Annotated in this window: 12 protein-coding genes; 1 reads left to right on the plus strand and 11 read right to left on the minus strand. The window is 66.9% G+C overall.

Annotated features, from left to right (window positions below; all coding sequences use genetic code 11):
* Positions 1 to 122 precede the first annotated feature (122 nt).
* The 10 genes from OHA77_RS05560 to OHA77_RS05605 form a co-directional block, all read right to left on the minus strand.
* The gene (locus tag OHA77_RS05560; RefSeq protein ID WP_326821741.1) at positions 123 to 926 is read right to left on the minus strand and encodes a TIGR03084 family metal-binding protein; all 804 of its coding nucleotides are present in this window, start codon (positions 924 to 926) and stop codon (positions 123 to 125) included.
* A 21-nt stretch (positions 927 to 947) separates the two neighbouring features.
* Positions 948 to 1,985 (minus strand): carboxymuconolactone decarboxylase family protein, encoded by a 1,038-nt coding sequence (locus OHA77_RS05565; RefSeq protein ID WP_406316602.1) that lies wholly within the window; start codon positions 1,983 to 1,985, stop codon positions 948 to 950.
* Positions 1,982 to 3,640, minus strand: a complete 1,659-nt coding sequence (locus tag OHA77_RS05570) for an FAD-dependent oxidoreductase (RefSeq protein ID WP_406316604.1) — start codon at positions 3,638 to 3,640, stop codon at positions 1,982 to 1,984. Before OHA77_RS05570 ends, OHA77_RS05565 begins: the two co-directional genes overlap by 4 nt.
* The gene (locus OHA77_RS05575) at positions 3,637 to 4,197 is read right to left on the minus strand and encodes a DUF5987 family protein (protein ID WP_326821738.1); all 561 of its coding nucleotides are present in this window, start codon (positions 4,195 to 4,197) and stop codon (positions 3,637 to 3,639) included. The genes OHA77_RS05570 and OHA77_RS05575 overlap by 4 nt, the downstream gene beginning before the upstream one ends.
* A gap of 51 nt (positions 4,198 to 4,248) precedes the next feature.
* Complete coding sequence (locus tag OHA77_RS05580; RefSeq protein ID WP_326821737.1) at positions 4,249 to 4,854, minus strand: response regulator transcription factor; 606 nt, start codon at positions 4,852 to 4,854, stop codon at positions 4,249 to 4,251.
* 153 nt (positions 4,855 to 5,007) lie between these two features.
* Positions 5,008 to 5,646: a hypothetical protein gene (locus OHA77_RS05585; RefSeq protein WP_406316606.1), complete on the minus strand. Its 639-nt coding sequence runs from the start codon at positions 5,644 to 5,646 to the stop codon at positions 5,008 to 5,010.
* A 53-nt stretch (positions 5,647 to 5,699) separates the two neighbouring features.
* Positions 5,700 to 6,107, minus strand: coding sequence for a hypothetical protein (locus OHA77_RS05590; protein ID WP_406316608.1), 408 nt, complete (start codon positions 6,105 to 6,107; stop codon positions 5,700 to 5,702).
* 94 nt (positions 6,108 to 6,201) lie between these two features.
* On the minus strand, positions 6,202 to 8,475 hold the full coding sequence (locus OHA77_RS05595) for a sensor histidine kinase (protein WP_406316609.1): 2,274 nt from the start codon (positions 8,473 to 8,475) through the stop codon (positions 6,202 to 6,204).
* Positions 8,476 to 8,939: 464 nt separating this feature from the next.
* A complete protein-coding gene (locus OHA77_RS05600; RefSeq protein WP_406316610.1) occupies positions 8,940 to 11,210 on the minus strand; it encodes a TOMM precursor leader peptide-binding protein in 2,271 nt (756 codons plus the stop codon).
* A 17-nt stretch (positions 11,211 to 11,227) separates the two neighbouring features.
* Positions 11,228 to 11,494: a hypothetical protein gene (locus OHA77_RS05605; RefSeq protein WP_406316611.1), complete on the minus strand. Its 267-nt coding sequence runs from the start codon at positions 11,492 to 11,494 to the stop codon at positions 11,228 to 11,230.
* Between the two features lie 204 nt (positions 11,495 to 11,698).
* Between OHA77_RS05605 and OHA77_RS05610 the strand changes: the two genes are divergently transcribed.
* Positions 11,699 to 12,412: a helix-turn-helix domain-containing protein gene (locus tag OHA77_RS05610; RefSeq protein ID WP_406316612.1), complete on the plus strand. Its 714-nt coding sequence runs from the start codon at positions 11,699 to 11,701 to the stop codon at positions 12,410 to 12,412.
* Between the two features lie 603 nt (positions 12,413 to 13,015).
* Here OHA77_RS05610 and OHA77_RS05615 read toward each other — a convergent pair.
* Positions 13,016 to 14,224, minus strand: a complete 1,209-nt coding sequence (locus OHA77_RS05615) for a carotenoid oxygenase family protein (RefSeq protein ID WP_406316614.1) — start codon at positions 14,222 to 14,224, stop codon at positions 13,016 to 13,018.
* Positions 14,225 to 14,278 lie beyond the last annotated feature (54 nt).

The raw sequence follows: 14,278 nt of genomic DNA on the forward strand, positions 1-14,278 counted from the left end.
GCTACAGGAGGACACAAACGGCGGCTGCTCCTTTGACCCTATGAGAACGACCGCACCCGCTCGGCGTCTCGACCATGTCGTCGTCGACGGGTGCGGGGCATCTCCCACCGCGGTTCACGGATTCACGCTGGGATTCTCGCGAACTGACCGGGCTGGCGGCCCGGTCCCGCAGGCCCGCGGTAGGCCTGAGCGATGTCCAGCCACGCGTCGGCGTCGGGTCCCACCGCGGTGACGTCACAGTCGTCACGGTGCCGGCGCCGGGTCACCAGCAGGCAGAAGTCGAGCGCCGAGCCGACGATCTTCTGATCGGCGGTCTCCGGGCCATACGCCCACAGCTCACCGGACGGTGCGGTCAGTTCATACCTGAACTGCACGTCCGGTGGGGTCATGCCCCGTGCCTCGTAGCCGAAGTCCCAGGTCAGCACGGCGAAGATGACGAGATACCGGAGGCGGTCGGTGGGCTCTCGCGGGATGTCCAGCGCGTCGAGGATGTCCTGGCCGTGGGCGAATGTCTCCATGATTCCGGCCGAGCCGAGGATCTCGGGCGGCAGTGGCCGTACCAGCCATGGGACCACCTGCCCATCCGGCACCGCGGCCAGGGCGCGGAGCCCGGCCGCTCGTTCCTCCCGCCAACGCGCGAGCAGCTCCGCGGGCGGCAGCGCGATGTACTCGGCCAACGCCGCGTTGACGGCCTCGTTGAAACCGCCCTCGATGGGCTCCGCCATCACCCGGAACGCGTCAGGGTCGGACGCCGCCAGCCCCGCGATGCGGAATATGAACGACAGGTGCCCCACCTGATGAGCGACCGTCCAGCCTGGAGCGGCCGTCGGTTCCTTCCATCGCGGGGCCGGCAGGTCGGCCAGGAGCCGATCCAGCTCCGCGCTCTCCGCGCTGAGATCCTGGATCACATTCTGTAGTTCGCTCATGCGTCAGCCCTTTCTGTCTCGTTACCTCTGCGCCGTCTGCGCTCTCGCGCTCGCCCAGTGCCGGGCGGCCATGTAACTCGCCCACGCGGTGAGCTCGATGAGCTTTCGATCGTCCGCCCCGTCCCTGCGGAAGTCATCGATCACCGTCGCATCCACCTGATATGCCGCGATCGCCGTCAGCAGCGCCAACCGGCCGGCGGCGCGCTCGGCGGGCTGCAACCGCGCGGCGGCCTCCTGCGCCCAGCTCCGGCTGAGGCCGGGCGGCTGCCCACCGCGCAGCGCGAGCTGGCCACGCACCAGCTCGCGCACGTCATCCGGCACCGCCCTGACACCGGCCTCCTCCATCACCGCATAGGCGGCGGCGAACGCCTGCCGTACGGCTGCGCTCTCCGACGCCCAATGCAGGTCGTCGGGGAGCGGCGCCGGGGGAAGCAGCTGTACCGACGCACCCGGCGCGCACACCTTGCGTGCGAGCGGCCGCGCGAGCAGACCGATCAGGCGGCGCGGCACGGCTACGCCGGCGGGGAACAGCCCATCCGGCAGGAACACGTTGACCATGCGGTTCAGATATTGAAAGGTCACGGCGGTGCCCCAGAGCTCTGGGGCCTGCTCGGCGGGTACGGGAGCCTCGTCGAGGTTGCCCCTGGCCCACGCCACCGCACGGCGGATGGCGGCATCGGCGATCTCTTCGGTCCTGCCGCCGTTCACGACGGCGGCATCGCGCTCCGTCATGAGCCCGTGCGCCATCATGCCGTGCACGTCCACGCAGTACGGACACGAGTTCTCCTGGGACACGGCGGTCGCCACCGCCTCCTTGACCGCGCGGTCCACGGCCCCCGAGACCACCAGGGTCTCGCGCACCATCGCCCAGGCGGCCGCCAGCAACTCGGGGGCGGGCGAGTGCAGCGCGACCGGCGGCGCGAGCATCCCGAAGTCACGCTCGACCTGGGTGTAGACGTCCGCGACCAGCCCGTGTGCGGCGCTGGGCGGGACCGGGTCGACATATTGAATCTGTCCCAGTCCCCTGCGCCGGGTGAAGCGCGCGAAGAGCCCGGTCATCGTCTGCCCACGATGTTCATGACGCCAAGCCGTCCGCTGGTGCCGCCGTCAGGAGCGGGCGCGCCGTACTGCACCTCGACGCCCCGTTCCCGGGCGGCGTCGACGATGCCGGGGATCGCGCGCTCGGCGAGCGCGGCGATCGTCATGGCCGGGTTGACCGTCAGCGCGCCCGGTACCGCGGACCCGTCGGTGACGAAGATCCCAGGATGACCGCGCAGCTCGTGACGGTCGTCGAGCGCCGACGTGGCCGGGTCGTCTCCGATCCGGCACGAGGCCAGCGGATGCACCGTGTAGGCCCCGACCACGTCGTTGGACCACGCCTCGGCGTGGGCCAGCCCGTCACGTTCGAGGATCTCCTTGGCATCGGCGTCCGCCTGCGCCCAGGCCCGTAGCGTGCTGGGCTTGGGGTCGTAGCGCAACGTCCCCCGCCCCAGCATCTGCTGGCTGATCCGTACGGCGTTGCCGCTGGGCGGAGGAGGCCCGAAGACGCCCTCGTTGGCGTCCTCGATCATCTCGAAGATGATCAGCCAGGACTTCCAGCGTTTGAGCATCTCCTTCTTGGACAACCCGAACCACGAGGGCCCCGGTACCGGCCCCATGCCGCCGGGCACCTGGGCCAGGATCGTGCCGAGGCCCGGAGGGAAGTAGAGCTGCTCCAGCGAGTAGCGGCTGAACTCGGGCAGGGAGCCGTCCAGCCGGTCCCAGTTGGCGACGCACGGTCCCTTGCCGATGTGGAACGCCTCGTACACCGTCCCGTCCCCGCGATCCAGCCCGAGGACGTCGCGCACGCGCTCCTCGTTCATCACGGCGGTGACCAGCCGCTCCCCGTTGCCCGAGAAGTAGCGTCCCACCGCGTGCGGCATCGGGCCGAGAACCGGTTCGCTGCGCTGCAGGATGACGGGGGTGGCGCCGGCGCCGGCCGCGAGAATGACGATCTTGGCGTCGATCGTGCCGGAGTCACCGCGGAGCCGGTAGTCCTCGCCGTCCATGATGTCGTAGTGCACGCGGTAGCCGCCGTCGTCGGTCCGCGAGATGCGCTGCACCTCGTGGAGGGGCCGCACCTCGGCCCCGTGCGCGATCGCCGCGGGAAGGTAGTTGGTGAGCAGGGAGCGCTTGGCGCCGAACCGGCACCCGGCCATCATCCAGTTGCACTGGACGCACGTGTCGTTGTCGATCGCGACCGGCACCGGGTTCGCGGTACGGCCGGAATGGTTGCAGGCCGCGGCCCACAGGCCGCCGGGGTAGGAGACGTCCTCCCATCCCTGCGTGCTGACCGGGAGTGCCTCCGCGACGCGGTCGTACCACGGTTCGAGCGCGTCCCGGTCGATGCTCGCCGGCCACATCCGCCGGCCGATGTCGCCGTGCCGCTCGAAGATGAACCGGGGGGCGCGCGGCATGGCGGCGAAGTAGACGACGCTGCCACCGCCGACGCAGTTGCCCCCGAGGATGTTCATACCGTCGCCCACGGTGAAATCGAAGATCCGCGTGTACGAGGACCCGAGCTTGTAGTCGTGCTCGAACTCCTCCTCCGCCAACCACGGCCCGCGTTCGAGGATCACGACGTCGGCGCCGCCGGCCGCGAGGTGATAGGCGGCGATCGCCCCGCCGAAACCGCTGCCCACGACGAGCACGTCGGTCCGTTCCACGCTGGTCATCGCAGGCTCCCTGATGCTGTCGTGTCCGGGTGTAGGCGAGCCAGCGGCCGGCCGTACGAATTCTTGGGATACCGCCACAGGCCATCGGGATCGGGAGGTGTGATCCCCATCGAGGTGAGCCCGGGATGGCCGGCGGCGATCGCGTCGGCCGTGTGCATGTGCGCGGCGGAGTCGTAGGCCATGTAGCAGAAGAGCGCGAGCAGCACCCACAGCTCCTTCTCGGGGTGACCGGGCGCGGTCACGAGCGTGACCAGCTCGGTACGCCGTTCGAACGGCAGGGCGGTGAACGGGGGAAGCGTCGGATCGAGCGACAGCCGATGCTCCGCGGCGTACTGCCGCGCGTGCGCGTTGAGATCCCTTACGTAGTCGTCGAGCGCCTTGTCCAGGCCCGCCGAATCCCATTCCAGCAGTGTCAGCGCGCCTGCCGCGACGGCGCCGCCGCCCGCCGAGGCCCCCGCGATGGCCACGTCGCCGGGAAACCGTTTCTCGCCGGGAACGACCGTGTCCGCGAACGCCTCCAGGGTGAGCGTGCGCTCATGAGTTCCGTCCGAATCCATGCCTTCATCGTCCGAGCACCCAGAATGTCGCGCATCTCCTTACGAGCCCGGTCAGCACCAGCCGACTTCGGTGGCGATGCGGATGGCGTCCACGCGGTTGCGCGCGTTGAGCTTGACCACGATCTTTGAAAGGTAATTGCGTACGGTCCCTGGCGACATGTGGAGGCTGGCTGCTATCTCCGGTGGCTCCGCGCCTTTCGCGGCGAGCCGGAGAACCTGGATTTCGCGTTGTGTCAGCGGGTTCTCGCCCGCCTCCCAGGCGGTCAGGACAAGCTGTGGATCAATGACCCGCCCTCCGGCGGCGACCTCCCTGACCGCCGTGGCCAGACGGTTCGCCGACGTGTCCTTCAGCAGGAACCCGGACACCGATGCGGCCAGGGCCCGCCGGAGAGTTCCAGGCCGGCCCAGTCCTGTCAAGATCAAATTACGGCATGTCGGCAACCGCTGATGGAGCTCGTGCGCCGCCGTGAGGCCGTCGATCCCCGGCAGGTCGATGTCGATGATCGCCACATCGGGGCGCTTCTCCAGTGCGACAGGGACGATCTGGTCACCACGTTCCACCTCGGCCACGACCTTCAGGTCGCGTTCGCTCTCCAGCAGTGCCACCAGAGCCTCACGCACGATCCGCACGTCTTCTGCGAGAAGCAGCTTCAGCATCTAAACCACCAATCATCCCCCGGGCCGGCCCCACTCCATTGCCTGCCGCCCTCCAGGTTGGTTCTACGTATCGCCCCAGCCAGTCAAGGAAGGTTGTTGACATACCGACCGCAGGTCCGGCCGAGGAGGCGTCAAACCTGTTGAGACATCAGACTACTTGTGGCGTTTGTGCTGGGATCTCGGCTTGGAGGGTGATTGCCGGTCTGTTGATCCACACCCGGGAGGACATCGACGGCGGGCAGGGGCGCCGGCCACGGAACCGTTCAGGTGGGACAGGGCGGCCGCGCTCACGATGGCGACCCGCTTGGCATCAATCTCGGCCGCGGAGCGCTCATGCACCAATGCCGGGGTGCGCATTCCGATACCGGAATGACGATGCTCGATATTGTAATATCGAAAGAACCGGCCGCAAAAGACGCCGGTGTCTTCGATGGATCCGAATGCCCCCAGGAAACGCACGCCGATACCGGGCGTCTTGGTCTGTGCTTTCGGATGTGGATTTCCGCTGGACACGCGTGGCCGCGAATGGGACGGGTCGATTCCCAGCGGTGCGCGCAGACCGGAGACGGTGTTCGATGTCATCGAGGCACCCCGGCCGGCCTGGACCGACCTGGGAAGGACTCTGTCGGCCTCGATCGCGTGCTCGCGGAACTCCTTGGCAAGGGGGCCGGTTTCGGCCGGCCGGATCCCCCACCATATGGCCTTGCACGAGAAAATATCGATGACGGCGTACAGCAAATAGCAGACGCCGCGTGCCACGCCTTTCAGCTGCGTGATGCCCCAGGACCCCACCTGGTTCGGTCCGTCGACTTCCAGATCGGAAAAATATGTATCGATGGCCTTAATCAGCCCTTGTCGGAGTCCGCGCTGCTTGAGATGTCCTCCAGCAGCGCGAATGCTTTTCCCGCGATATCCAGAGCGGTACCGGTCTTTCCGAGCCTTCCGGTGAGCTTGTCGTTTCGCGCTGGGCATCTGGTCGGGGACGCCTTGAGCTTCTTCTTCCCGGTCCGCCGCCGGGCCGGTTCCTCCGATCCGGCGTCCTTCTTCGGCTTACCGGTCGAAGCGGCCGACACTTCGTTCCCGGCCTGCTTTCTCCAGTGCTCGACGTGGGAGTGGCAGACCCGTTCGGCGCGCAGCAGAGCACCTCGCTTGGCGCTTCCCTCGGGCAGGGCGTCGAAGACCTTGAGGATCCGCGCCTGGTAAGCCTTGGCGAACACCCGCCGCTTGGGCCGCCCCGGCTGCTCATCGGTCACCCGACCATCCTGCCCCGCCGTGGTGGCCTGGTCAGCGAGGATCATCGTCACTGTCTCGATCGTCCTGCCCCGCCCTGCTTAACATTAAAAAGGATTATGTATCCCGTGTCTCACAAGAGTCTGACAGAGCGGGCATGGAAGCAAAAGGTAAATGAGCGGTGAGGTAGAACCACTCTCCTGCCGTCTCCGCCTGTAAGTTGCCGTTGACAGTCTCCACGCGCACCCGAACATGCTCCAACGCGTCCTCGTCGCTTTCGGTCAGGGTTGCGCCGTCGTGGGAGACACGCAGCCGCACACCGCCGCCGTCGTCGCGGGTCGCCGCGACGACGCAACGGCGCACGCCGCTCAGCCGTACCACGCTGGTGATCGCATCACGGAGCACCATGGCGAGCGCCACGTCGGACTCCTCTGCGAGCCGACCGCAGGTGATGTTCATCCGCGCCTCGATTCCCGCTGCCGACAACGCCGCACGGGTCGACTCGACCTCCGCGGCCAACGAAACGTGCCGATACCCGCTCGCCGTGGAGCGCACCTCGGCCACCAGCCGGCGCGCCGCCGTCAGAACTTCCATGATGTGCTCCTGCGCACGTCCCGGCTCGGTCAGCATGAGGCTGCGGGCCACACCGCAGTTCCACATGATCGTAAAAAGATCACGGTCCAGCAGGTCGTTCACCTTGCGGGCCACCCCCAACCGTTCTTGCGTCACGGCCAGGCGTACGATCTCGCTCCTTGTCGCCTGAAGCTCCGCGACCACCGCCGACAGCGACGTGAGCCCATAGATCGCCAGCCCGGTCTGCAGGGTCGAGATCACCAGATATCCCAGCAGCGCCGTCTCGTCCCCGGTGGCCAGGGCGACGACCAGGACGGCTCCCCCCACAGCCGCGTACAGCCCCCATCGCCGGCTTCCCCGCAGCACCAGCAGGATCGACCCGGCGAGGAAGGCCGCCATCGCCCCCCACAGCGCGCCCACCCACATCATCGGGAGGAACGACGCCACCGCCTGGATCGAAAGTGTCGCCACACGGACAGGGGTCGGCCAGGCCCGAGGACCAAAGAACGTGTGCGCGAACTGGGTGACGAAAAGGGCGGCCAGGCAGATCCCCACACCCAACGTGAAACCTACGGGGTTCCGCCAGAGAATGTTCGTGATCAAGATAGGGATATAACCCAGCAAAACTGCCAATGTCAGGAGATTGGCGGCTCCAGGCGCCCACCTGACAGAGTTCTGCCGGGAGAGCTCGGAGAGGTTCCCGCCACCGAGGTCACGTCGCGGAGCCGGTGCCTTGGCCGGTACGTCGGACAGCCGGATCTCAGCGACGAGACGAAACCAGTCGTCCTCCCGGCTCACCCTGACCTGTCCGGCGACCTCAGCCAGCCGCGAGGTCAGATTGTCGAGTCCGCTGCCGCCCGACGAACCCATGTCGGAGTCGACACCGTCGTTTGCCACACTCAGCCATACGAGACCGTCACGCATGCCGCCTTCGATATCGCACTGCCTCGCCTTGCTGTGGCGCAACACATTGGTCACCGCTTCCCGCAGCACGACGGCCAGCACCGAATCGACTGCTTCGGGAAGGTCGCGGCAGCGAACGTCCATCCGAACGTCGATCTGCGCCGCCGACAGCGTGGACTCGATCGATCTGACCTCTCCTGCCAACGACAGCTTCTGGTCGCCTATCGGAATCATCCGCAGGGCCGCGGTCGCCCGGCGAGCGATCCACAGGGTTTCCCACATCACCTCCTTGGCCCGTTCCGGCGAGCCCGGCAGCAGCCGGTGCGCGAGTTCGTTCTTCAGAGTGAACGCCAGCAGATCGTGTCCGACCACGTCATGCAGATCTCTGGCGATGCGCACCCGCTCGCCGGCCGCCGCTATCCGGCCCAGCGAGCTGCGGCCGCCTTCCAACTCCTCTGCGAGCGTGGCCAGGAAACTCAGACCGTAGAAAATCAGGCCGTTCACGAGGGTGGACGCAAAAACAAAAACAATGTTGATCGTGCCCAGCCCGTACATGAAGAACAGCACAGGGTTGGCGATGCACACCAGAGCGTACAAGAACCAGTTGTACGGGGCGGTTACCACAAGGAGCACGGACGCCGCCAGGAGCGGGACCATGGCGGAGGCCTGCGGACCGATCCACAGGGCGGGGGCGAATACAACGGCCGCCAGCGTCGTCACAGAGGCAATTCGGACGATCAGCGGCCAGCGCCAGGACTGTCCGAAAGAATGCGCGATCTGCAACCCGAACACCACTGCCATACACGCGCCGAAAGCCAGCACCCCGGGAACCTGCTCTGATTCCTGGCCCACGCCGTTGATCGTGTTCAGGATCGCATTCAAGGCGAACCCGAAGAGCACTCCAGCGGTGACCATCAGCGCCAGCCGAGGCGCCGGCACGGTAAAGCCACCATTTCGCCGTAATCGGGAGGCCAAGGAGAAAACCCGGTTTAATCGGACATCTCGCGCTCGCGCCACGAGACTCTTGGCCATTCCCGCCCCCTCCGACTCTGGCGAATCTGCGCCGCCTCAGTCGAAGATCAGGCTATATCAGGCCGATCGACCGAACTAGAGCGTTTCTGACAAGTGATCACGACTGGCGTTGTCAGATTATCGTTAGCGGTGAGACATGAGCTGACCGCTGAGGCGTGGCAGCGGATTGACCTGTTACCACCCCATCATGGACCGCCCTGGCATGGGCACAGAGACATCCTTCCACCGGCTGCGCAGGATCAACCCTTCATCCTGGAACTCGAGGAAGACATCCTCTGAAGACCACGGCGCGAACCATGCCGCCTCCATGGACGCCGGCATGTATACCGCTCCTGGCGCGAATTCCGTCAGAGGAACAAAGGAATCGGGTTGAGCTCGTCGTACAGGATCGCCTTCTCGAGGCGGCCGAGACGGACCGGCACATCGTAGAGCCTGCCTTCGGCGAATCTCGCCCAGAAGTGCCGGAGGCCGGGAACGATGACCTTCACAACAGGCATGCCGATATCGGGGCGCGTCTGGTCCAGTATGAGAAGCTCGGATCCCATCCGACTGACCACACTGCGAATATGGTCGATGTCGTCGCGCAGATCGGCGCGGGGCACGTACTGATAGTCGGACCTGCGCCGTGACGATTGCAGCGGGTCGGGCGGAAGGTAGGTGTGCGCCGCCGTCGTCGCCGACTGCCACCAATCCAGGAGATGCGGATCGGCTACGCCGTACCCGGTCCCATCGGCCTTGACCCCTGCCACGGCGGGCAGCAGCTGGCCGAGTTCGGTGAGAGCCCGCCGGACCGCGACTCGCGGATCGAAATGGGCTCCGAACCCGAGCATGATGTCCTCGGCCGGTTTGTCCACCCGCTGGGAAATCGCCGCCATCGCCGGGATCCCCAGGTCGGTGCTGAGGTCGAGCACCCAGAGACGCCGGCCCACCTCGGCGTACCGTTCGCGGAGGTCGGTGATCCACACGTCGTCGAACGAGGCGAGGTCGACCGCCGGTTGGCGCGTGCGGTTATACCACCACAGGGCCACCGCATCCCGCTCCACGAGTTCAAGGAACCCCTGGACGATCGCGTCTTCCAGGCTCGATCCCGCGGCGTTTCCGTTGGAGTCGGCCCACAGCCGGGAGCGAGCCGCGTCGCCATGGAAATAGAGCACCTCAGTGGGGAGGAAACGGTGCCGTCCTGTCGTCAGAGACCACACCGGCGTCCATTCCACCGCAGCCGTTTCGTCGAAGGGCTCCGGCACATGGTGGAACGACATGTGGGCAGCGTTCCACCGCTCGCGCTCACTGAACTGGCGGGGATGGAAGAGCTGGTAGTCATTGGGGTGCAGGGCCTGCGAGCCGAGACCGCGAAGAGTGTCGAGCACCGCTTCCTCGTCCCCGAAGCGGGAGGCACTGTACCGCTCCACCGCCTCGCAGAGGGCTCCCACCTTGGCCTCGGTGTCGCCGGCCCCTTTCCCGCCGCTCCGTGACCGAAGCCCCGCCCTGGCCACGTCGAGGCGGTCCGATCGCAGCGCCCGGTTGTGTCCCGCGAGGTAGCAGTGCAGGAATGAGGGCGCACGAGAGTCACGCCGGATCTCCCCGGTGACGCCGGTGACGGGATCCGCCAGGTGGCCGTACCGCTCCCACACCTGCTCGGCGGAGAGCGACCGGTGACCGTTGCCGAGCTCGAACGAGGCGGCCTTGAGCCGAGGCCGCACAACGATCGGCACTCTGGCCCGAGCGGCCACCATCTCCGGATCCCCACATGAAGGACATTGCGGACGGCGCTCCACAACGTGTCGCCGGCTCTCCAACGTGGTGGTGTCCAGCGTCCACAGGACGCTGGACAGGTCGTCCCGTTCCCCCGCCAGCCACTTGGCCGCTTGCAGGACCACGGACTGGATCCCGATCATGCGCGTCGCGGGGAGTGACGCCGGCGGCGGGCGGACGGAACCTGTCCCACCCAGCTCGCGCCGTACGCAGCTCTCCCCTTGCCGGCGCTCGTGCAGCCGGCTGGCCAGGCAAGACCAGCATGGCCCCGCCTTCGAATCGAAGACCGGGCCGATCCAGTGAACGGCGCCGGACGTGACGGCGGGCAGCCAGGCTCGCCCCAGAGCGAGGTGCCGCCTGTTGATCTCGTCAAGCTCCTGATCAAGGTAGTCGTCGCAGAAGACCAGCGAGAGATCCACGGCACCCGCGCCGTCTCCCCTGCTCAGTCCCATCGCCCGGCACGCTTCCTCGACGTGCTCCGCGTCGACTTTCCCGACACGCACGATGTCCACGCTCGCCCGGCCGAGATCGACATGATCTCCGTCGAACCCGGCCAGGTCCCAGTAGGCCTGGGCCTCGGTGTCCCGCGTTCCCGAGGAGTGGCGGAACCCGATGAGGTTCGCCTTCGAAAGCCGGCCGAGCATCTGGCCGAGCTCTTCGGACGAGCAGGTGGACGTGAGGGCTTCCCGCACCTCGGCCAATGTCCTGGTGCCGTCGAGCAGTGCGGCGACCGCCCGCGCGTGCGTCCCGGACAGGGCGAACGTCCCGGCGGGCGAGACGAGGTAGACGGCCCCTCCGGGAACCGGCTCTACCCGCACATGGCGCTTGAAGGCGATGCGGGGGGCTCCGGTGCGCCTGGATTCCATCGTGCGGCGTTACGTATTCACCTGAATGACGGGATGGCCGCGACCTGTTCGCTCGGGTGGTCCAGATCCTCAACCCTGATGGAGATCTCGTCCAAGAGCCCCGTTCGGAGTTCCGGCGCCTCTTCCTCACTACGGATGAAAATGCCGAACTGGGCCAGTGTGCCTACCGGATCTTCACGATAGCGGTCCGCAAGCTGCGGTTCGATCCATGTACGCATGACCAACTCGGCGAACCGCCAGTCCTGTTCCTTGATCTTTTCTGCACGTGTGTTGACAGCGGCCATGTCCCGACTCCTCAGATTTCATCGGCTATGACAACCAGGATTGTGCGGCAGTTACGACAGCAAGGAAAGTTAGCAATTCATCACTCCGTATGTGAATTTTTCACACCAGGGTTGTGAACCTCTCTATAGAACATGACAAAAGGTGCATACTAGACTCCATTTCACGAGCATTCACCCGTCGACACAACCAGGACGGAGGTTGAGATGGACAAGGTGAGCGAGGAATCCATTAAAGCAATCATCGCAATGCTCCATGAGAATCTGAGCGAAGAGGTCACAGTCGACGACATGGCACACGTCGCCAGATTCAGCAAGTTCCACTTCTCCCGCATCTTCCAACGGGCGACCGGAGTTTCACCGGGGCGTTTCCTTTCCGCTCTCCGTCTACAGGAAGCCAAGCGACTCCTGCTGGAATCATCGCACAGCGTGACAGAAATTTGCCACATAGTGGGTTATTCCGCGGTGGGGACGTTCAGCTCCAGATTCAAGAGCATGGTCGGCATGGCGCCTGTGGACTATCGGCAGAACGGCGGCTTCCGGCCGGCGCCACCGGCGGTCAACGGACCGACGATCATACGTGGCGTCATCACGGTCGCGCCGGAGGCACAGGACGATCCCACTTTCATCGGGGTCTTCCCGCACCGCATTCCCGAAGGGCTGCCCGCGCTGCCCACAATGATTCCGCACGCCGGGCCGTTCGAACTCAGCGGCGTCGTGCCCGATGACTGTTATGTGCTGGCCCGGTCGTTCCCGCGGAACGGCACCGAGTCGATCGCGGTGTACGGCCCGGTCTCCGCACAGCCTGAATCACCCGCGAACATCGCCCTCCGGCTCAGGCGGATACGGGAAGTGGATCCTCCGATCCTCCCCGCCCTCCTCGACCGGGAATCATCACAGGCGGTTGGCCTCCCCGTATAACCGCACCCTCGTCGGCAAGCCGTGCGGCCATCTCGGTGGCCGCGAGGAGCCGGCACCATCCGCACACCAGTGATCAAGCCGTGAGAGCCCCGTACGGAACCTCGGGGTTCACCATCAGTGCATCCGGTGAAATTCACCGGGCTGACAGCGCGGATTCGATTCCCGATCACCCATCCAGGTACGAAGGCCCAGATCAGAACGCGAAACCAAACCTGGGCCCTGTCGTTCTCACGCTTGTCAGCGCGAAACTTCCGCAACTGCTGCAGTTGTTCCGTCACCCGCCATGCCGCCCTCGCCCAGCAGGCCATCGACGCCGAGAGCAGCGAGGTATCCGAACCGAGATCACTGTTCGGCGGCGGGGACCCGACCGCGACGGTGCTCACCACCGACGCACTGCACACGGTCCGCGAGAACGCCCGGCACCCGGCCGAGGACCGTGGCGCACCATCCGCACCGCCTCCGCCGCCGACCACGGACACCGGCATCAGGCCGTCTTCCACAGGTGACGACGGCCGTTCAGGCCCGGCGTCGGCGGAGACCGTTCTGCCTTCCGAACCTGCTGCATACCGTCTCGACCTGTCGCAGGTCGCCGTATGCCGGTCGCTACCCGGCGAGCGAGGGCAGCCAGGTGACGCGGCAGCCCACCGGCGAGCCTCCGGGGATGCACACCGAGGCCCGCGGCCCGGCGGCGAGGTCGAGTGCGTCGAACACCAGCAGCTCACTCACCCGACGGACGGCATCGTGTGCGACGGCCATGAGCCAGCCGTCGCCCTCCACACCGCCCGATGCCGCTTCACCCTGAGCCGCTCGGGGCGCGAACACAGGCGGGTCGACCCGTACGCCCTCACCGAACTCCCAGGTCTCGGTGGCGCCGGTCAGCAGGTCGTGGCGGACGAGCGCGGACCCCGCGGTCCGGTCGCGCGACCCGAACACGTGGCGGTGCGAGCGGCCCCGCGCTCGCTCGTCGACCAGCGCCGACTCCTGTGACGTCCCGTCCGCCGCGATCACCGGCCGCTCACCTACCGCCCCGGTGGCGAGGTCGAGCGTCCAGCGGCGCAGGTGCGGCGGCTCGGCTCCGGGAGCCGCGCCGTCGAAGGCCCGTGCGTGCCGTACGGCGTCCACGACGACCCGGCCGTCCTCCTCATAGGCGTTGACCGCGTGAGAGACGTAGCACGGCTCGACCTCGAACCAGCGCGGTTCCGCCCCGCCGTTCCTGGCCAGCAGGCCGATGCGGGCGGGCCTGCCGGCCTGCCACGCGTACGGGAAACGTGACCCCATCAGGGCGGCGGCCTGCCGGTGCACGACAGGGAGGTCGAAGACGACGACGTAGCGCGTGGTGAGCGCGACGGCCTGCATGAGCGGCGCGTCCTGCAGCGGGAACGGCGAAGCGTGCGACACGTCGCCGTCGGAGTCAGCCGTCAGGTGCTCTGCGTAGTCGAGCCCCGGATAGGTGACGACCGTGTGCCACGCACCCGTGGTGTCGCGGACCGGGCAGGCCACACTGACGGGGCCGAGCCTGTCGGGCGCGCCGGACCCCGGCCACATCGCGGGGGCGAGGGGAGGGACGGGCCCGAGCAGGGCGTCACGCCGCACGCTCATTCGCGCGCGATGCCACCGGGCGCGCCCCTCGCCGATCCGGATGCCGGAGAGGACGTGCGGTCCGGCCGAGACACCACCGGTAAGACCGGCCGCCGCCACCGGGTGCGTGAAGGACTGCAGAAAGCATCCGCCGAGGTCGGCGGGGAGCGCGCCGTCGACCTGGAGCCACTCGTCGGATTCCGTCACCGGACGGTGTGCGTGAGCCTGAACCATGTCCAGCGCCTCCTCGGCTGAGGCCAGCGAGCCATAACAGTGTTGTGGATTCAA

Source organism: Streptosporangium sp. NBC_01639 (assembly GCF_045209755.1).
Taxonomy (GTDB): domain Bacteria; phylum Actinomycetota; class Actinomycetes; order Streptosporangiales; family Streptosporangiaceae; genus Streptosporangium.